Origin of the sequence: Bacillus badius NBRC 15713 (assembly GCF_001591605.1) — a bacterium.
Lineage (GTDB): Bacteria > Bacillota > Bacilli > Bacillales > Domibacillaceae > Pseudobacillus > Pseudobacillus badius.
Window position 1 is genome coordinate 20,112 of record NZ_BCVF01000023.1, and the last position, 18,334, is coordinate 38,445.

General features: G+C 43.5%; 21 protein-coding genes. 3 read left to right on the top strand and 18 right to left on the bottom strand.

The window, feature by feature from the left end; all coding sequences use genetic code 11:
- Positions 1-2: 2 nt before the first annotated feature.
- Positions 3-800 carry a recombination regulator RecX gene (gene recX, locus BBA02S_RS12285; RefSeq protein ID WP_041101619.1) on the bottom strand — a complete coding sequence of 266 codons (798 nt, stop codon included), beginning with the start codon at positions 798-800 and terminating at the stop codon, positions 3-5.
- Positions 801-912: 112 nt separating this feature from the next.
- Here recX and BBA02S_RS12290 point away from each other — a divergent pair, with 112 nt between their 5' ends.
- Positions 913-1,818, top strand: coding sequence for a TIGR01777 family oxidoreductase (locus tag BBA02S_RS12290; RefSeq protein ID WP_041101617.1), 906 nt, complete (start codon positions 913-915; stop codon positions 1,816-1,818).
- A 130-nt stretch (positions 1,819-1,948) separates the two neighbouring features.
- Here the strand turns inward: BBA02S_RS12290 and BBA02S_RS12295 are convergent, their stop codons facing one another.
- The 7 genes from BBA02S_RS12295 to BBA02S_RS21775 form a co-directional block, all read right to left on the bottom strand.
- Positions 1,949-3,250: a uracil/xanthine transporter gene (locus tag BBA02S_RS12295; protein WP_041101615.1), complete on the bottom strand. Its 1,302-nt coding sequence runs from the start codon at positions 3,248-3,250 to the stop codon at positions 1,949-1,951.
- 172 nt (positions 3,251-3,422) lie between these two features.
- A complete protein-coding gene (locus BBA02S_RS12300; protein WP_041101613.1) occupies positions 3,423-3,914 on the bottom strand; it encodes an STAS domain-containing protein in 492 nt (163 codons plus the stop codon).
- A 320-nt stretch (positions 3,915-4,234) separates the two neighbouring features.
- Positions 4,235-4,396 carry a hypothetical protein gene (locus BBA02S_RS20700; RefSeq protein ID WP_156136675.1) on the bottom strand — a complete coding sequence of 54 codons (162 nt, stop codon included), beginning with the start codon at positions 4,394-4,396 and terminating at the stop codon, positions 4,235-4,237.
- A 164-nt stretch (positions 4,397-4,560) separates the two neighbouring features.
- Complete coding sequence (locus BBA02S_RS12305) at positions 4,561-4,896, bottom strand: hypothetical protein (RefSeq protein ID WP_041101609.1); 336 nt, start codon at positions 4,894-4,896, stop codon at positions 4,561-4,563.
- 160 nt (positions 4,897-5,056) lie between these two features.
- Positions 5,057-5,569 (bottom strand): barstar family protein, encoded by a 513-nt coding sequence (locus tag BBA02S_RS12310; protein WP_041101607.1) that lies wholly within the window; start codon positions 5,567-5,569, stop codon positions 5,057-5,059.
- 18 nt (positions 5,570-5,587) lie between these two features.
- On the bottom strand, positions 5,588-6,178 hold the full coding sequence (locus tag BBA02S_RS12315; protein WP_052475342.1) for an RHS repeat-associated core domain-containing protein: 591 nt from the start codon (positions 6,176-6,178) through the stop codon (positions 5,588-5,590).
- Complete coding sequence (locus BBA02S_RS21775) at positions 6,156-6,383, bottom strand: hypothetical protein (RefSeq protein ID WP_156141518.1); 228 nt, start codon at positions 6,381-6,383, stop codon at positions 6,156-6,158. Before BBA02S_RS21775 ends, BBA02S_RS12315 begins: the two co-directional genes overlap by 23 nt.
- A gap of 64 nt (positions 6,384-6,447) precedes the next feature.
- On the opposite strand from BBA02S_RS21775, the gene BBA02S_RS12320 reads away from it, so the two are divergent.
- Positions 6,448-6,834, top strand: coding sequence for a tyrosine-type recombinase/integrase (locus BBA02S_RS12320; protein WP_041114383.1), 387 nt, complete (start codon positions 6,448-6,450; stop codon positions 6,832-6,834).
- 63 nt (positions 6,835-6,897) lie between these two features.
- On the opposite strand, the gene rlmD is transcribed toward BBA02S_RS12320, so the two are convergent.
- The 8 genes from rlmD to BBA02S_RS12355 all read right to left on the bottom strand — a co-directional run bounded on the left by rlmD (position 6,898) and on the right by BBA02S_RS12355 (position 14,746).
- Positions 6,898-8,274, bottom strand: coding sequence for a 23S rRNA (uracil(1939)-C(5))-methyltransferase RlmD (gene rlmD / locus BBA02S_RS12325; RefSeq protein WP_041114382.1), 1,377 nt, complete (start codon positions 8,272-8,274; stop codon positions 6,898-6,900).
- Positions 8,275-8,349: 75 nt separating this feature from the next.
- Positions 8,350-9,135: a delta-lactam-biosynthetic de-N-acetylase gene (pdaA, locus tag BBA02S_RS12330; RefSeq protein WP_041101601.1), complete on the bottom strand. Its 786-nt coding sequence runs from the start codon at positions 9,133-9,135 to the stop codon at positions 8,350-8,352.
- A gap of 72 nt (positions 9,136-9,207) precedes the next feature.
- On the bottom strand, positions 9,208-10,143 hold the full coding sequence (locus BBA02S_RS12335; RefSeq protein ID WP_041101686.1) for a 1,4-dihydroxy-2-naphthoate polyprenyltransferase: 936 nt from the start codon (positions 10,141-10,143) through the stop codon (positions 9,208-9,210).
- A 188-nt stretch (positions 10,144-10,331) separates the two neighbouring features.
- Positions 10,332-11,873: a fumarate hydratase gene (locus BBA02S_RS12340; protein ID WP_041101599.1), complete on the bottom strand. Its 1,542-nt coding sequence runs from the start codon at positions 11,871-11,873 to the stop codon at positions 10,332-10,334.
- 152 nt (positions 11,874-12,025) lie between these two features.
- Positions 12,026-12,202 carry an SE1561 family protein gene (locus tag BBA02S_RS21000; protein WP_087903772.1) on the bottom strand — a complete coding sequence of 59 codons (177 nt, stop codon included), beginning with the start codon at positions 12,200-12,202 and terminating at the stop codon, positions 12,026-12,028.
- Positions 12,203-12,311: 109 nt separating this feature from the next.
- On the bottom strand, positions 12,312-13,115 hold the full coding sequence (locus BBA02S_RS12345; protein ID WP_041114381.1) for a YfkD family protein: 804 nt from the start codon (positions 13,113-13,115) through the stop codon (positions 12,312-12,314).
- Between the two features lie 105 nt (positions 13,116-13,220).
- The gene (gene cax / locus BBA02S_RS12350; RefSeq protein WP_041101596.1) at positions 13,221-14,273 is read right to left on the bottom strand and encodes a calcium/proton exchanger; all 1,053 of its coding nucleotides are present in this window, start codon (positions 14,271-14,273) and stop codon (positions 13,221-13,223) included.
- A gap of 83 nt (positions 14,274-14,356) precedes the next feature.
- Complete coding sequence (locus BBA02S_RS12355) at positions 14,357-14,746, bottom strand: OsmC family protein (protein ID WP_041101594.1); 390 nt, start codon at positions 14,744-14,746, stop codon at positions 14,357-14,359.
- A 293-nt stretch (positions 14,747-15,039) separates the two neighbouring features.
- Between BBA02S_RS12355 and BBA02S_RS12360 the strand changes: the two genes are divergently transcribed.
- A complete protein-coding gene (locus BBA02S_RS12360) occupies positions 15,040-16,956 on the top strand; it encodes a heavy metal translocating P-type ATPase (RefSeq protein ID WP_041101592.1) in 1,917 nt (638 codons plus the stop codon).
- A gap of 111 nt (positions 16,957-17,067) precedes the next feature.
- Here BBA02S_RS12360 and BBA02S_RS12365 read toward each other — a convergent pair whose 3' ends face one another.
- Together BBA02S_RS12365 and BBA02S_RS12370 are read right to left on the bottom strand one after the other, a co-directional pair.
- A complete protein-coding gene (locus BBA02S_RS12365) occupies positions 17,068-17,901 on the bottom strand; it encodes a YihY/virulence factor BrkB family protein (RefSeq protein ID WP_082028274.1) in 834 nt (277 codons plus the stop codon).
- An 11-nt stretch (positions 17,902-17,912) separates the two neighbouring features.
- A complete protein-coding gene (locus tag BBA02S_RS12370) occupies positions 17,913-18,263 on the bottom strand; it encodes a YtxH domain-containing protein (RefSeq protein ID WP_041101681.1) in 351 nt (116 codons plus the stop codon).
- Positions 18,264-18,334 lie beyond the last annotated feature (71 nt).

The following is an 18,334-nucleotide window of genomic DNA, read 5'->3' on the forward strand; positions in this document are numbered from 1 at the left end:
CCCTACTCGCCTTGCAGCTTTTCTATGGCTTGTTCGATATCACTAATGGAAAACCCCTTTCTATATAAGGCCTGCTTCATTTTTTGGCGATATTCACCGCCTGAAAACTTGCTATACCGGCGATGGGCTTTTTCCGCTTGATACATGAGCGCTTGGAGGCGCTCTTCCTCACTCTCCTCACTGGCTGACCCCGCCACAGCCTCCTGAATAACCGGCCATCCATATCCCTTTCTGGCCAGCGTCTGTTCCACCTTCTGCTTTTGGATAACTGGCGATTCCTTCACATATTTTCGTCTATATTTGTCAGCAAGCTTTAACGCTTTTTCCACCTGAAGGCCAGCTGTAAATTTGGCTAATGCCTGTTCTATAAAGGATTGCTTGATTCCTTTCTCTTTCAACTCCCGTTCAATCGCTTGCGGTCCTTTATCGGACGTATTTATTTGCGTATTCACATAGGCGGCGGCAAATTCGTTATCATCTAAATAACTCATCCGGTAAAGTGTGTGAATAATTTCCTCCGCTGCCTCATGTTCGATTTCTTTTTTGGCAAGAAACTCTCGTACTTCTTTTTCTGCCCTCATCCGGATTGATAGAAAATGAATAGCCATATTCAAGCCTTTTCGAATGTCGTCGTGCCGGAGAATGGCCGCTATTTGATCAGCCTTCAGCTCCATTCCCTTTTTTAAACCGTATTGAATAAGAACGGATTCATCGACACTAAATGCGTATTCCTCGTTTAAAAAGATGTTGTAACGATCTGTCAGCTTTTGCTGAAGAGAGATTTTCGTAATTACCTTCATCTTTATCACCTCTTTCTTCTAATGTAACATGAAAATGTTTCACTACCGGTAAATGAAGGGTACTATAATAATTAAAAAATAATTTTTTAATGGAAAATGGGGAGGGATCGCCATGAAGGCAGCTATTGCCGGCGGCACTGGATTTGTTGGAAAAGCATTGATCAATGAACTGTTAAAAAACGGCCATCAGGTCGTTATTTTAACGCGGAACCCGGAAAACAAGAAAAATACAGAAAACATTCGTTATGTGAAGTGGCTGTCCGCCGGCTCCCATCCAGAAAAAGAGCTTGAGGATGTCCACGCTTTTATCAATCTCGCAGGCGAGTCGATTAACAGCGGCCGCTGGACGGACCAGCGCAAACAGCAGATTATTGACAGCCGCATCTCCTCAACACGGGAGATCATTAGAATCATGGAGGAGCTTCCGCATAAGCCCGATGTGTTGATCAACGCCAGCGCGATTGGCTGCTATCCTGTTTCTGAAGAAGAAACATTCACGGAAGCATCACCTACTGCAAATGACGGCTTCCTTGCTGAAACCGTACACATCTGGGAAAAAGAAGCACAGCAAGCAGAGCGGCTCGGTATCCGGACGGCGATGAGCCGGTTTGGAGTCATCCTGGGAAAAGAAGAAGGAGCCCTTCCCCGCATGGCTCTGCCGTACAAATTGTTCGCTGGCGGAAAAATCGGCTCAGGCAGGCAATGGATGTCATGGATACACATTGCCGATGTGGCCGGGGCGCTTCGCTTTATTATGGAACACCCTGAAATCAACGGGCCGGTTAACCTAACAGCCCCTTCACCGGAACGCCTCCATACACTGGGAAAGGCTTTAGGGGACGTGCTGCATCGCCCTCATTGGCTGACTGTGCCATCTATTGCCGTAAAGGCGGCGCTTGGTGAGATGAGCACGATCATTTTAGAAGGACAGCGCGTCCTTCCTGAAAAATTAACGGCTCACTCTTTTGTTTTTAAATTTCCCCATATTAAAGAGGCATTGGCAGATATCTATACATAATTGTGCACAAAAATATCCACAAGCTGTTAGCTTTGTGGATATTTTTGTGCAGTCTCTTATTTATTAGGCACTATTTTTCTTGAAAGTGTGGAAAAATTTATCCACAATATGTGAATAAGATGTGGAAGACCTACGGCTCGAACCTTCTTGGACTCTCATAGCGCTCCCATTTAATCGATAGCTCCAGTGCCATTGACAGCAGCACCCCCATTATCAAGCCATTGGAGAAAAGAGGCTGCATATAGACTGGCAGCTGGCTGAATATCTGCGGATCTACTGTCATCAAGCTAATGCCGGCCAGCACAGGCAAGGCAATCCGAAAGATCGTGTTCGAGTTAAAGATTGTTCCTTGAATAGACTGCAGAGCCGTTCCAAACAGCTGCAAGTAGGCTACAAATAAGACTGCATTTCCGATAGTCATCGGCATGGCGGCAAAGAACGAGCCGACAGCCGGAATAAGCCCAAGCAGGCTAAATAAAGCGCCGCCCAGCAAAAAAGGCAGCCGCTCTAAAATACGGGTGCTTTCTAAAAAACCGATTGTGGAAGTAAAAGGAGCGTAAGGCACTAATCCTAAAACAGAACCAGCCGCTGTATAAAAGCCGGTTAAGGTCAAGGAGCGGCTGTACCGGCTCTCTGACGGCTCCTGGCAGTACAGGCGCCCGGCTGCCTGTATCGAGGCGATCGTATTGCTAATGTTAAGCACACCAGCTGTGAAAGTCGTCAAAACGATTCCCCATTCCAGGTTCGGTGCTCCTAATGGAAAAAGCGAAAATGACTGGCTCGATGCCGATAATGCCGCATCTCCCGGGAAAAAGCAGTTATGTAAAATCCAGCCGACTACAATCCCTATTAAAATAGAAAAGTTGCTGATCGCCCCTTTTCCTTTTACTTTCAAAATTGTGACGAGAAAGACAATGCCTACTGATAACAAACTGACGGGGACATCCAATGTTCCCTCAGGGGTAAGCTTCAGCATTCCCGAGAAAAAAATAAAGATAAGCTGAGCGGAAAGCAAGAACAGGTAGACACTCATCACCATCGGCGTAAACACTTTTTTAATGACCGAAGACAAGCCTAATAAACCGGCGGCTATCATAAAAACAGCCGAAGCCATCATTCCGGTAGCAACGCCGCCCCCAATTGTCTGCAAATCCATGCCCAGCGCAGAAGCAGAAGCACTTAAGTTCAAGAGCAAGCCCCACATAAGACCTGAATGCCCTTCCATTAATGGGTAGCGATGTCCCCACAGCCCTTGCAGCACACAGGCTGCTCCTGTGAAGATAAGTGAGCTGCGCAGCGTCATTGCTACCTCTTGTGCGGATAAATCAAAGGCAGTCCCAATCGAAACGGGCACGACAATCGTATTGGCAAAAATAAAAAATACCCATTGGATAGCTGCCATGCTTGTCGGCAGCGCTTTAAAAACTCTCATCTTCTTCTCTCCTCCCCCTTGCACCCTCCTCCTGATAAAAAAGAAAACCATCCCATAGCCGGCTTGCCTGCCGCCGCACCTTACATTGCTGCGGGAGGATCAGGGAAGCTTTGTGCTCATGGTATGGTTGATCTGCTGGATATTGTCTTTTATTGGTGAACAGGTGATCTCTTCATCTAATTTGCTCGAACGTGAGGCCCCGCTTTTTCATTAAATGACGAAGAGCTGCCCGGAAAGACAAAAATGTATTTAAATTATCGACAATGGACAAGCCCGACTGGATAAGATCCTGGGTAACCGCCGGCGTAAAACCGACAAACAAAACGTCTACTCCCATCAAGTTTAAAGCCTTTTGAACATTCTCAATATACATGCCAAGTGTATCTATTTCTCCTAATTCCTTTTGGGAAATAGCCGTAAAATCAATAATAACAGTATTTAAGCCTTCGTTATAGGATAGCCGATAAGCTGTTTCACTGATTTTCGTGAAAATTAATTCCAGTCGATCAGGAGATAGCTTTCCTGTCACGGGCACCAAAATTGTTTCTGGAATAATGGATGGAATGACCGGTACAGAGATTTCATTAATTAACTCTTCATATTCTTTTATTTGCCGCTTTAATTCCTTTATCTCTTGTTTTAATTCGTCTACTTCTCTCTCCATAATCTATTTGAACCCCCGTTATGATTTTCAAAAGGCCTGAAACTATCCTTCATTATAGCAAAAAGCAAGGATAAAAAGCATCTGAATGCCCTCTCTTTCCATGTATCATTCAAGAGAACCTCCATAACTGTTTATTTATAAAAACCTCCCCTTTTCAAGCGGAAGCCCTTCAGTGTCAGCAAGGTCACAGACTCTACATGGGCCGTTTGCGGAGTGCTCCTTACCCTTTTGCATTACTTTTCATTTTGCCTTTTCTTTTGATTTTCTCATAAAAAACACTTTTCGAACAGCCATTCCTATTTCTATCCTTTTATAGAAAGTTAGTGGTCAATGTTGTGGTCAGTGGTCAAAAAATAAGAGCTAGGATTATTACTGTTCCACTGATAAATAAGGTGGCTTCCTTTCACCTTCACTAATTTAATTTCCCTAATCGAACTTAACGGCAATTCCTCCGACTGCTGTTCTTTTTCTGGAAGGAACACCCTATCTCGGCTCCTTAGGTAGACGTCTCTTTGCTGCTGTCACTGACGTCCTCCCTCCTTTGTTCATTAGCAGCAGGCTTTATTACATAAAAAGCCTACAGACTTACCTTTGAATAAGGTTTCACCTGCAGACTCTATGCTTAAGCGTCATAATCAAAAAGATTTTACCAATCTAAATAAATATTGATCATATTAAATTCTGGAAGTATAAAATTGCAACTATCACCTGTAGAACTAGCCAGTAATTCATTAACTGGGTCACCGAATTCTATCCAATTGTCTGAAATTTCTCTGAGTAATTCATTTAATTTCGTTTTGGTATAGTTTTTTGTATTGATTACATCTATTTCTACCACGTAGATATTCTCTATCTTCCAATAAGGTTCAATTTTTAACAATTTATTATTTTCTACTATGGGTTTAAGTATTTGCAAAAACTTGTTTAGGGCATGTTGAGCTTCATCTTTATTTTTTGCATTTAAATATAATCTTATAAACATATTGTTTCCTTCCCTATAGATATAGCCCTAGTGTCGGCTCATTGCTTGCATTATAACTAAAGGATTTCTTTGGTGCTTTTCAAAAAAAAGCCCGCTCAAAGACGGACTTATGAACTCGACCTTAAAAAAATCTTATACTAGAGATTAGTAATTCAGCAACTCAACCAACGTTAATATGAAATTCACTTCCGTTAATTTCCAACAGTTCTTCATTTAATTTTTCAATAAAATTTTCTTTGCAGATCAACACTACATTAAATGAAGTTGGAGGGATAACAAAATCACCGTAATCCCTTCCTTTTTTCCATTCTTGAATCGTGTCATGTAACAAATCTAAAAAAATAGAAAGGTCATCTTCTTGATCTCTGAGCAAGCTTTCACCGTTTCTGATAATTAAAAGAAAGCCTTTCTTTTCAGGGAACCAACTCAAATCATTTATGCAATCATTAAGGCTATCCCAATTATCTGAAAAATAAAGTGGAAGATTTAGTTGTGTTCTACATTCATTAAACAGATTTCTTTTGTTTACACATTGATTTCCATCAATTTTAATGATATTTAGCTCTTTTTCCCTTTCTTTTATATAGGGTAAGCTATCAAATTCATGGATGAACTTTGTTGATACAATATGAAACTTAGAATTCTGAGGCAAAAAAAATTCTGCTGAAGTCAACTGAATCTCTCCTTTGAATTATTTTATTCTTATAAAAGTCTTATAGTGATTTTTCGTATAATAAACTTTTCCATCGGAACCACGAACAATTCTTTGCTTTCCCCTCTTTTTCCCTTTACCCCGACTTTTTGACAACGGATAAATATCATGCTCGGTATAACGTGCATTTATCGGTAACTGGTTTCGCCTATTGCCGAAAGTACCTCCTTTGTATCCTTTAAGAGGTTTTCCTTTATTTTTGGCAACTTTGTTATTAACCTTATACGCATTTCTATTTACATACAACTTTCCTTTAGCTTTTTTTAACGTTGACTTTGAGACTTTCTTTACTGCAGTCTTGGCCACTTTCTTTATAACGTAACGTCCGCCTATTGAGACTACTATTACAACAACAGGATGTTCTCCATCTGGATCATCCAACATTACTGGATTTTTTTGAACATACATGTAAAAATGTTGGCTAGCAGGTTGTTCATTTTCACCAGGATCTGGATCGATAGATAAAAATAATCCTTCTTTTGGATCATAGTACCGAGCAATTAGATAATATAATTCAGATTCATTGTCAAAGCGGTAAGAAGCATATCTATATGGATTTAAATCTGCCATTTTGGGACAGAATATTTCCCCAAGCATCATACTTATAAGTGGCTACAAAATTACCAGACGCATCAGTTAACGCCGTTACATCTTTATGCTTGTTAAGTACATAATAGTACGTTTGCCCATTCCTTGTCATTGTCAATGGACGACCATAATCGTCATAGCTGTATTCCGCTATAATTGAACCCGAATCATTAGTTTCAAACAGCACTTGGTCTTTATTGATATATGATAAAGAAGGTTATCGGTTTGGTACTCCAAAGTCAGAAACATCTGTGAGAAGAATAGTAATTGGAGAATCTCTTATCAAAGATTTAAGCCAATGGAAGGCTCAACAAAATAAAATAAAAATGCTCTTTCGTAAAACATTTGCGGAAGAAAATTTAGTTTTTACAACCGAAACAGGGAAACCGCTTTTCCCTCGTTACCTAACTTTTCAGTTTAACAAGGCTATAAAAGCTGCTGGTGTTCCTAAAATTAGATTTCACGATTTAAGACACACTCACGCTACTCTGTGCTTAGAAGCCGGTATGTCTTTAAAAGAAGTACAAGACCGTCTCGGCCATAGTAGTATCCGCACAACCGGAGATGTGTATGCTCATGTCACAAAAAATATGAAAGAAAAATCGGCCGATCTATTCGAAAAATACATTTCAAAATGATAAAAAAGCAAGGTATGTGGTCAAAATGTGGTCAGAACCTACATACCTTGCTTAAAAACCCTTTTATATCAAGGTTAAAAGAGCTACAGACTCTACATGGGCCGTTTGCGGAAACATATCTACAGGCTGAATGTACTCGATTTTGTACAAACGGCTCAATTGGTGAATGTCTTTGGCAAGTGTTGACGGGTTGCAAGACACGTATACGAACCGTTTCGGCTTGACCTTTTTAACCGTATCGAGCAGCTTTTGGTCACAGCCTGTACGCGGGGGATCAACAATCACGACGTCCGGCTTCCAGCCAGCCTTTAACCATGCAGGAAGCCATTGCTCTGCTGTTCCCACCTCATACACCGCTTTGATCTTTAGAGCTTTCGCATTCTCTCTTGCATCTTTAATCGATTCGGGAATGACATCCATTCCCCGGATCTCCGCTGCTCCTTCTCCTATCCACAGACCGATCGTACCCGACCCGCAGTAGGCATCGACGACTTTCTCGCTGCCTGTCAGCTGAGCAGCTCTCTTTACTTCATCATAAAGCTTGGCAGTTTGTTCTGGATTAAGCTGAAAAAACGCCCGGGCAGACAAGGTATATCGGCGGTTGCCAAGCCGTTCTTCGATAGCTTCCGGACCGGCGAGCGGCACGCTTTTTTCTCCAAAAATCAGCGATGTTTTTTTAGGATTAATATTATGAATAATTGACTTTACATGCGGAAGCCGTTTTTGGATTTCTTGTGCGATCAGTTCTTTTTTAGGCAGTTCATTCACCGCTGTCACGATGACGACCTGGACATCGCCTGTCGCAACGCCCACCCGGACAACAACCGTTTTGACGGCTCCCTTGTTTTTCTTCTCGTCATAGATGGAAATGTTGAAATCCTGCAATATTTGCTTTACTTGCTTAAGCACATCGTTCAGCACCGGCTGCTGGACGATACAATTAGGAATATCGATCAGCTTATGAGAATTCATGCTGTACAATCCGGCAATCACCATGCCGTCTTGCTTGCCAACTTGAAATTGGCTTTTATTGCGGTAAAACCACGGTTCTTCCATGCCGATCGTCGGCCTGATCTCTAGTGTATCTATCGCCACCTTCGTATACCGCTCAAGCGCCTGAATTAAAATATCGCGCTTAGCCCGAAGCTGCTCGCTATATGTCATATGCTGCAGCTGGCAGCCGCCGCATTGGTCGTATACGGAGCATGGCGGCACCGTGCGATGCTCCGATTTTTTTCTGATTTTTTTGATGCGCCCTTCTGTAAATTTCGGGTGTACCTTTACTGCTTCTACAACGACTTCTTCTCCAGGAAGCGCACCTGGAACGAAAACAACCTGCCGCTTAAAGTAACCAACCCCTTCCCCGTTAATGCCAATGCGCTTAATTGTCAGAGGAAACGTCTGTTTTGCCTTGATCTTTGCTTTATCTTCCTGTTTCACTTCGTCACGTCCTCACTGTTTTTGCCCCATATTATCCCCTCATTATAACGAAAAAACAGGACTGCCGCAGCAGCCCTATGCCGAAATTCTTTTTTGTTTTTTACGGTAATCATCAAGGCTTTCGAAACGATAGCCTTGCTTTTTCAGTTCTTTGATGGCCTTTGGCAGCGCCTCAGCGTTATCTTTAGAAACCGTATGAAGCAAAATAACAGCTCCAGGGTGGATCTGCTTCATAATATTGTCGTATGAATACTGCCATCCTTTTTGATTGTTCGTCTGCCAATCAACAAAAGCCAGCGACCACATAACATGAGTGTATCCTTCTTCCCGCGCCACCTTTAATGTTCTTTCACTGAAAATGCCGCGCGGCGGACGGAGATATTTCATCTGTTTCTGCTTCGTAAGGCGCGCCGTTTCTTTCTCCACCAGCTTCAGCTCTTCCCTTAATTTTTCATCGCTGACTTGGGTTAAATCAGGGTGATGCCAAGAGTGATTGCCAATAATATGCCCTTCTTTATTCATTCGTTTTACAAGATCAGGGGCGCTTTTTAAATAGTGGCCTGTAATGAAAAACGCCGCAGGCACTTTTTCTTTTTTCAGCGTATTTAAAACACTGGCGGTATAGCCGTTTTCATAACCGTTATCAAAAGTTAAATACAACACCTTCTCCTTGGAGCTCCCTTTGTAAAAGGCGCCGTTGTCAGCTAACAGCTTGTCGAGCTCCTGCCCGGCTTCTGCCTGCTGGCCATTGCCGCCTTTTTTAAACCCCCAATGAATGGCTTGGTTGGAAGCCGCCATGGCGGGATAAGTGAAACTAAAGAAAAACAAGACAGCGCACACGCTGTAAAGGATCCGTTTCATGATCATCTTCCTTTGCTTTTTCTTTAGTTTCAGTTTAAACAAAGAAAATATCCTCGTTTTCCGATGCTATTTTCACCAAAAATAACTAATAAATAATCCGACAGACAACAGAAAGCCGAAAAATGTATTCGTCTGTGCTGTTGCTTTCATGGCTAAGCCGGTTCGTTTAGGGGCTTGGTCTCCGAGGAACCCCTTGATCGCCTGAACAGGCTTAGGCACGCTCAAAAAGATGAGGAACAGCCAAGGACTGACGTCGTTAAAAACGACCAGTCCGACAACCCATAGATAGGAAAACGCAAACAAAAAGCCTAAAAAGTACACTGCTTTTTCGTGGCCCATTAAAATCGCCAGCGTTTTCCTGCCGCCTTTTTTATCTTCTTCAATGTCGCGGATATTGTTGGAGAGGTTAATGGCCCCTACAAGGATCGCAATGGGAATAGAAATCAGAATGCTGTCCGTATTAACGACTCCAGTCTGAATGAAAAATGAAATTAAAATAAAAAAAGAACCCATGCATAAGCCCGAGAAAAGCTCTCCGAACGGTGTATAAGCGATCGGAAGCGGACCGCCTGTATATAAATAGCCAACCGCCATCCCGCCGAGACCCACAAGAGCCAGCCACCAGCTGCTGCTTGCGCATATATACACCCCTAGCATCAGCGCTAAAGCATAAAAAACCAGCGCCAGCTGCAGCACCGTTTTCGGCTTCATTCCATGGCGGACGATTGCCCCGCCGATGCCGACAGACTCTTCTGTATCCAATCCCCGTTTGAAATCATAGTATTCGTTAAACAAATTCGTAGCAATTTGAATCCATAAACAAGCAAAAAGCATAGCCAGAAAAAGCCAGACATCTACATCGGTGTAGAACATCGCTAATACAGTTCCGATTAGCACTGGAACAAAAGAAGCGGTTAATGTATGCGGCCGGGTTAACTGCCACAATATTTTGGCTGTGCTTTGCTTATCGGCAGCGCTGGATTTATTTGATGTATGTTCTTGATTCATTCCTCTCTTCCTCTCAACTTCCCATAATAAATTTGCCTGAACCCCTTCATTATAACCGAAAAATAACTGAAAGGGCCGGCTTTTTGATTTGCCGTGCTGCAAGCTTCTTGATTATTCTCATCCGCACAAAAAGCTCCCCGTCCAGCCAACAGCTTGTTGGGGAAGAGGAGCCTTTGAGAGCAAAGGGATCAGCTAAACACTGGTTCTTTAAATTGAGAAAGCTTTTCTAAAGAAGATTTATCCACATGCTCATGCAGGCTGTTGCCGTGTGAATCCATGGTCACCACAGCGGTGAAATCTTCTACTTGCAGGTGCCACATTGCTTCTGGAATACCAAAATTCATTAAGTCCACGCCATCTACTGATTTAATGCAATCCGCATAATACTGAGCGGCGCCGCCGATCGCATTCAAATACACACCACCATGCTCTTTTAAGGCTGCGAGAGTTTTTGGACCCATGCCGCCTTTGCCGATGACCGCGCGAATGCCGAATTTCTTCATAATATCTCCCTGATAAGGCTCCTCGCGGATAGAAGTAGTTGGACCAGCTGCTTTCACATGCCAATTTCCTTGCTCATCTTTCAGCATGACCGGACCGCAGTGGTAGATAACTTGGCCATTCAAGTCAACTGGCGCATCATGATCCATTAAATATTTATGAATCGCATCACGGCCTGTGTACATTCTGCCAGTGATTTTCACGACATCTCCTACTTTTAATTCACGGATTTGTTCTTCCGTAATCGGTGCGGTTAGTGTAAACGTGCGGCTCTCCGACTTTGTTTCTTCTGTTTCAGACTGAGCAGAATCAAAGGAGATCTTTTCGCCATCTTGGTAAAACCACTCTTGAATTTCGCCAGTATCGGCATGAATTTGTACGCCCAGGCGGCGGAAAGCCCAGCAGTTATAGGCTACGGAAACAAAGAAGCTCGCCGGCAGACGATGGATCACTCCCACTTTGCAGCCAAGCAAAGTGGTTTCGCCGCCAAAGCCCATTGTACCGATTCCAAGCTCGTTTGCATGCTCCATCACATATTCTTCAAGCTGGCGAAGCTGTTCGTTCGGGTTCACATCATCCACACGGCGGAAAAGCTGTTCCTTCGCCAGCTCATAGCCTGTGGTCCGGTCGCCGCCGATGCCTACGCCAATAAATCCGGCGCTGCAGCCTTGCCCTTGTGCCTGGTATACAGAATGCATGATGCATTTGCGGATGCCATCTAAATCACGGCCCGCTCTTCCAAGACCTTCAAGCTCACAAGGAAGGCTGTATTGAATGTTTTTATTTTCACAGCCGCCTCCTTTTAAAATCAGGCGGGCATCAATATAATCTTTTTCCCACTGTTCAAATTTAATAACCGGCGTGCCAGCTCCTAAATTGTCTCCGCTGTTTTCACCTGTTAATGAATCAACCGAGTTCGGGCGCAGCTTGCCATCTTTCGTGGCTTGCACCAACGCTTCGTGGATCGCTTGTTTCAGCTGCAGCTGGTTCACGCCAACCGGTGTTTTCACTTTAAACGTCGGCATCCCTGTATCCTGGCAAATCGGTGATACCTTTTCATCTGCCATTTGAATGTTGTTTGTGATTGTATTCAAGCTCATGGCTGCGCTTGTGCCGGCATTCTCACGGACAACTGCCGCTTTTACTGCCCGGCGCACATCCTTCGGCAAATTAGTGGATGTTTCGACAATCAACTCGTACATGCTTTGTTGGAACTGTTCCAAATTCATGATCTTTCCCCTTCCCACTCACTCTTTATGTATGTCTTTGCATGGCAATAATTTTATTATACTGCTGAATTTTGTTGTTTTAAAGGAGAACTTCCCTCTGACAAAAAGAACCAGCCGAATGGCTGGTTCCTGTGCATAGGCAACTCTGCTGATTATCTGCTTTTAAATTGCTCACATTTCTCTTCAATGTCATCAATCATTTCCAGAAGACGGTCAATATCCTCTAGCTTTGTCTCTTCGGGCTCAATTGCATCCAGCACTTCCATGAACATATTTAAGCGCTGCTTTAAATAACTAATTTGTGATTCTTTATCGATGATGGGCTTCATAACTCATTAGCACTCCTGTATATTTACTTTTATTGTCTGCCTTCCATCGTAAAGGATTTAGCCGGTTTATTCAATCATTTCATCCCAGAAAGCGCTTCTTCTTTGTGTTTCACCGCTGTTGTACCGACTTATAGCTGAAGGATATATGGTTTTTAATAGGGATCCAGGCGCTGACCGGCTTGGAGCTGACATTTTTTACAACGATCGCCCGTTTCCAGCCGGATACCACAAGGTAAACTTCTCCGTAAGTGACAGCTCCCCGCTCATGCACTGCAGGGGCAAATCCGTATAAATACCCCGCTGTTCCGGGCGGCACATTATATACCTCATTTTGCTTTGTACCCGCTCCGACAGCTGTTGTATAAGCTAGCGGCCAGCCCGTCTTATCAATCGCCTCTTTTAAAATCATTTGCTGCACTTCCTCCGTTTTTGGCAGCTTGGCGGATAAGCCGCCCTTAACGACCTTGTGAGCCTCTTGCACATAATGAATTTGATAATTCTTCTTCCCCCCGCGATTATCGTAAAAGTTTGTGTTGACCTTCTGATATTCCCAGTTGGCGCTCGTTTCTTTCGAATGATAAGCGAGCGGCCACTCCCCGAGAAAGACCGACATTCTCGTCCCGAAAGCAAATGGAGATTTTTTGATTGTCGACTCATTTAGCATACGTACAAGCAAAGGATTGGTGATTTTCGTCTGCGAGGTGCTAAGCAGCTCTTTTGTTAATTCACTTGGCTCCAATTGAGACAATTCTTCCTCTTCATTGAGAAACGTATTTTCACGTGCAATATTTTTAACTGAAGCTGGCATTTTTTGATTAAACGCTTTTTCCTTCTTCTCTGCCGCAGCAAGCTGCGGGTTCCCCGTATATATAAAGGCAATAAATATGCACAAAAGCAAACGGATTCCATTCATTGCACTCTGTCCTCCTTCATTCTTTTGCTTAGTTTGCTCCTGGCTTTTTAACTTATCCGCATAACTAGAAAAAAGCCGCACAAGTCACTTGCGCAGCCTTTTTGTCTATAATAGATAAAAACCAATCCCCATAATGACATAGGCGGCAAGAAGCGTTAAACCTTCAAACCAGTTTGTCTCGCCATCGTTAGAAATAATAACTGCCAACAGCACCGCTGTTACCATCGATACAAGTTCAGGCACAGTGAATACAAGCGGCATCGATTCATTAAACATTAATGAAAGCAGCACGAGCAACGGGGCAACAAACATGGCAATTTGCAAGGTTGAACCAACCGCAATTTCCACAGCTACATCCATTTTATTCTTCATTGCCATTAAGATAGCTGAAGCATGTTCGGCTGCATTTCCGACGATCGCTACAACGATCACCCCGATAAATAGCTCTGTCCAGCCGAAGCTCTCCCCGACTACTTCAAATGTGTGAACTAGGTTTTCGGATACGTACGCCACAGCAAGGGTAGCTACAAGCAGCACTGCAATAGCTCTTCCTTTCGACCACTCCGGCTCTTCATGATGAGGAGATTCTTCAGATTTCCCGGCATATACCCCTCGATGGGTGACCAGCTTGAAAAATAACGCAGCCAAATACAGCACAATCATAATAATGGAAATTCCAACGCTTAAAGATAATGTTTTGGATTCATCCATTCCCATAGAAAAAATTTCCGGGACAACAAAAGCCACAATGACCGCGAACATTAAGAGACCGGAATTATGACGGGCATCGTGTTCATTAAACGTCTGCCTCTTATATTTGAGTCCTCCGAGAAAAAATGATAACCCGGCGACAAGAAGCAAATTTCCCAGTACAGAACCCGTTAAAGAAGCAAGAACCACTTCGATTAGTCCAGCCTTCAATGCAAAAATAGAAATAATCAGCTCTACGGCATTTCCAAACGTTGCATTTAGCAATCCGCCGATTCGCGGTCCTGTTATAATGGCAAGACTTTCTGTTGCCCGGCCCATATAGCTGGACAAAGCAATAATTGTTAAACAATAAATACCGAACATCATCAGAGTCGGCCAGTGCATCAGCGATCCGGCTATAGATAGCGGAACACCAAGCAGCACCATTCCCCCAAAAAATTTATCCATTAGCTGACCTCTTTTCTTAATTGAACATAGCGTTTTTAATCAACATACCCTATTTTTTTATTTGTTAACGCTAATTAAGATGTTTATTCAGCTGGAACGATTTCAAAAGTTTCCACGACTTCGATCGCAGGAATGACCGACTGCACCATTGAACAGTTTTTTCTTGTCAATTCCATCGCCTTCTTGATTTGCGTTTCCGGCAGCTCTTTTCCTTTAATGATAAAGTGAATCTCTACTTTTTCGAGCCGGTTAGCCTCTTGCTCATTTCGCAAAACATTTGTCTGGATAGTGATATCTTCCACTTGCATCCGCTTTTTCTCCAAAATCTTTCGGAGGACACCTCCGCTGCAAACAGCGATAGACGCGGTGAGCAATTGATACGGACGAAACCCATACTGTTCATCACCTGAAATATGGAGCTTTCCATAGGCAAGATCTGTTGTAAACCCGCCTTGTTTCATTTTGAATTCCATGCATGCCACCTCACTTAATTAATTGATTCTATTTTAGAGGATTGGCGAAGAAACTTCCATATTAGGGGAAATATATGATTAATTTCCTTCCAAAAAGATTTCCCCTTTCTTTTTCATCTAGGCTATGTTAATATAATCTTAATTATAATTATTTTAATTTAATAAAAGAACCATAAAAACAAAAAATCCTTATTACAAAGGAAATGAGAATGCTTTTCAGTAGTGGGAATTGTTTCGACTTTGATTACTATTCTCAATTAAAAGTTTTTAATCTCAATTAAGGAGGAAGATAGATGAGCGCACAAGCCAAAGCGTTACAAGCCAAGCAGCAGCCGGAAAGCCGCTGGATCGATTCCATCAAAGTCCACGCTGAGTTGATCGCTGCCATTTTAAGCGGTGTGTTGATTCTAGCCGGATGGCTTTTAGATAAAAATAGCATTCACTCGGCCGCAGTTGCCAGTTACTTGCTGGCCTTTATTATTGGAGGGTTTGCGAAGGCGAAGGAAGGAATCGAAGAAACGATCGCCGATAAAGAGCTAAATGTAGAAATGCTTATGATTTTTGCGGCTGTCGGCTCGGCTATTATCGGTTATTGGACGGAAGGGGCCATCTTGATTTTCATCTTTGCCCTCAGCGGAGCTCTTGAGACTTACACGATGAACAAAAGCCAAAAAGAAATTTCTTCCTTAATGGAGATTCAGCCTGAGGAGGCTTGGCTGATTAGAGACGGAGCAGAAGAAAAAGTGCATGTATCCGAGCTTGCCGTCGGTGATTTAATTCTTGTTAAACCAGGTGAACGCATTCCTGCAGACGGGGTTATTTTTAAAGGCCAAACAACCATTGATGAAGCAGCGATCACCGGCGAATCCATCCCTGTGTCTAAACAAAAAGACGGGGAAGTATTTGCGGGCACAGTCAATATCACCGGCTCTGTTTATGTAGAAGTGACAAAGCCGGCAAGCGACACGCTTTTTCAAAAAATTATCAATCTCGTCCAGTCGGCCCAAAGCGAGAAATCTCCCTCTCAATTATTCATTGAGAAATTTGAAGGTACGTATGTAAAGGTTGTCTTAATAACTGTCGGCCTGATGATGTTTATTCCTCACTTTGCTCTTGGCTGGAGCTGGACGGAAACCTTTTACCGGGCGATGGTGCTTCTCGTTGTCGCTTCTCCTTGCGCGCTTGTGGCTTCCATTATGCCAGCCACACTTTCAGCTATTTCAAACGGAGCCCGGCATGGAATTTTATTTAAAGGCGGAATGCACTTAGAGAACTTAAGCAATTTAAAAGCCATTGCCTTTGATAAAACCGGCACACTCACGAAAGGAAAACCGGAAGTGACAGATATGATCGTCCGGGAAGGCCTGCCGGAGCAGGAATTGCTTGCAGCGGTCGCTTCTATCGAAAGCCAGTCTAATCATCCGCTCGCCCAGGCAGTTATCCGCTTCGCCCAAAAGCAAAATGTCTCTTATTCTGCACCTGATCAGCTGGAGGATGTTGCAGGCTGGGGTGTAAAGGGAGTAGTAAATGGAAAGCAGTGGAAGGTCGGAAAAGCGGATTTTGTCGGCCGGGAAGCCGCCTTCGCCTTCTCTGGCGGCAAAGCAAGTGAACTCGCTGCGTCCGGGAAAACAACGGTTTTCGTAGAAGATGAACACGGAGTGGCAGCTGTTATAGCTTTAAAGGATTTAATCCGTGAAGATACAAAGCAGGCTTTAGATCTGCTTCATCAGGAAGGCATTTACACAATTATGCTGACTGGAGACAATGAAACAACAGCAAGAGCGATTGCCAAAGAAGCCCATCTCGATACATTCATTGCCGAATGTCTGCCTGAGCACAAAGTGGATCAACTGAAGAAACTAATTAAAGAACATGAAACTGTAGCAATGGTCGGTGACGGAATTAACGATGCGCCTGCTTTGGCTACTGCAAGCATCGGCATTGCCATGGGAGAAGGCTCGGACGTAGCCTTAGAGACTGCAGATATCGTCCTGATGAAAAATGATCTGCCTAAGATCGCTGAAGCCATTCGCTTATCAAAGAAAATGAGACGGATCGTCAAACAAAATGTCGTTTTTTCAATTGCGGTCATTATGCTTCTGATCATTTCAAACTTTTTCCAAGTGCTCGATCTGCCGTTTGGCGTGATCGGACATGAAGGCAGCACCATTCTTGTCATTTTAAATGGCCTGCGCCTGTTAAGATCCTGACCGTTCAGCCTGGCTGAACGGTTTTTTTATTTATCGGCCCAGTGCAGGACCGGCAGCTTAAAAAACCCCCGCATGCATCTTTTTGCATGCGGGGGTTTCCCTCTTCTGTTATCAGCAGTTGCTGCCTAAATCATTTTTCAAAGCATTAATCTCTCCGCCAACCAGAATGATCATGGCCGATAAATAAAACCAGACCATCAGCACAATGATCCCTCCGATGCTGCCGTATGTAGCAGAGTAATTGCCAAAGTTGTTCACATAAAAGGAGAATCCGAGTGAAACAACAATCCAGCCGACAGCAGCGAAAATCGCGCCGGGAAAAACCGTTAAGCACTGGACTCGAATATTCGGAGCCAAATAATATAAACCGACGAATACCCCGAACAGCAATAAAGGGAAAACGAGCCAGCGCCCCCAGTTCCAAAGCGTCAGGAACTGGTCAGATATTCCAAAATAATTAGACGCCAACAAACCGATTTGCTTGCCGAACACTTGCAAGACCAATGCGGCCGCTATCACTACGATTAAGCCAAAGGTTAATAATACAGACATGCCCCTTACCTTATAAAACGGCCTGGACTCGTCTACATTATACGCATGATTTAATCCCTTCACTACCGCGTTCATGCTGTTAGATGCCGACCAGATAGTAGCAACAACCCCAAAAGAAAGCAATCCGCCGCTACGGTTTTCCATAACTTCATTTAATATACCTTGCACAGTCGCCACCGTATCACTCGGGGCAAAATCACGGATTAAGCTGAACATGTCCTCCTGGCTAATCGGCAAGTAAGCCAGCAGCGTTACAGCAAAGATTAATAAAGGAAACAACGACAACAAAAAATAATAGGCCATTTGCGCGGCAATATCCGGAACGTCAGACTCCTTTATTCTTTTCAGCAAATGCTTTAAAAAAATTCTTGTCTCTGTCTTTTTATCGGACAAGTTATCTCCTCCTAGTGCGTCACTGAAGTTTCTCCCGCTGCACCAGCTGTATTTTCTTCATCAGGCAAAAAAGTGCTCTTCGTTTCATCTACAAGTTCTTTTACCTCAGGCGTCAGGCCTCTTAAATTGTCTACCTTGTCGCGGATATAGCTTACATCCTCGCTGATTTGCTGAGCTGTTTCTTTCGCCCGGCTGATGATTTCCTTAGATGACGCTGACAGGCTTTCAGGGTTTTTGGCCATTTCAAACAAGTAAACCGCCCATTCCTTCATTTCTTCTCTTGTCTGGCGATCCATTAAAGCGACCGCTCCTCCAATCACAGCACCAATGGCTGCCTTTGCAAAAAACTTACCTTTTCCCATTTTTATCATCCATCCTTTCCTAACTAATGATACCAGCAGATTCTCTCTGCCGACAATTGGTCCGAACGAGC

Bases quoted from the DNA above. Each gene is read 5' to 3' on its own strand.
- BBA02S_RS12360 (WP_041101592.1), top strand. From the start codon at position 15,040: ATGAGCGCACAAGCCAAAGCGTTACAAGCCAAGCAGCAGCCGGAAAGC.
- BBA02S_RS12295 (WP_041101615.1), bottom strand. From the start codon at position 3,250: ATGAGAGTTTTTAAAGCGCTGCCGACAAGCATGGCAGCTATCCAATGG.
- BBA02S_RS12345 (WP_041114381.1), bottom strand. From the start codon at position 13,115: ATGAATGGAATCCGTTTGCTTTTGTGCATATTTATTGCCTTTATATAT.
- cax (WP_041101596.1), bottom strand. From the start codon at position 14,273: ATGGATAAATTTTTTGGGGGAATGGTGCTGCTTGGTGTTCCGCTATCT.
- BBA02S_RS12290 (WP_041101617.1), top strand. From the start codon at position 913: ATGAAGGCAGCTATTGCCGGCGGCACTGGATTTGTTGGAAAAGCATTG.
- BBA02S_RS12370 (WP_041101681.1), bottom strand. From the start codon at position 18,263: ATGGGAAAAGGTAAGTTTTTTGCAAAGGCAGCCATTGGTGCTGTGATT.
- BBA02S_RS21000 (WP_087903772.1), bottom strand. From the start codon at position 12,202: ATGAAGCCCATCATCGATAAAGAATCACAAATTAGTTATTTAAAGCAG.
- BBA02S_RS12335 (WP_041101686.1), bottom strand. From the start codon at position 10,143: ATGAATCAAGAACATACATCAAATAAATCCAGCGCTGCCGATAAGCAA.
- BBA02S_RS12315 (WP_052475342.1), bottom strand. From the start codon at position 6,178: ATGGCAGATTTAAATCCATATAGATATGCTTCTTACCGCTTTGACAAT.
- BBA02S_RS12305 (WP_041101609.1), bottom strand. From the start codon at position 4,896: ATGTTTATAAGATTATATTTAAATGCAAAAAATAAAGATGAAGCTCAA.
- recX (WP_041101619.1), bottom strand. From the start codon at position 800: ATGAAGGTAATTACGAAAATCTCTCTTCAGCAAAAGCTGACAGATCGT.
- BBA02S_RS12355 (WP_041101594.1), bottom strand. From the start codon at position 14,746: ATGGAATTCAAAATGAAACAAGGCGGGTTTACAACAGATCTTGCCTAT.
- BBA02S_RS12340 (WP_041101599.1), bottom strand. From the start codon at position 11,873: ATGAATTTGGAACAGTTCCAACAAAGCATGTACGAGTTGATTGTCGAA.
- BBA02S_RS12300 (WP_041101613.1), bottom strand. From the start codon at position 3,914: ATGGAGAGAGAAGTAGACGAATTAAAACAAGAGATAAAGGAATTAAAG.
- pdaA (WP_041101601.1), bottom strand. From the start codon at position 9,135: ATGAAACGGATCCTTTACAGCGTGTGCGCTGTCTTGTTTTTCTTTAGT.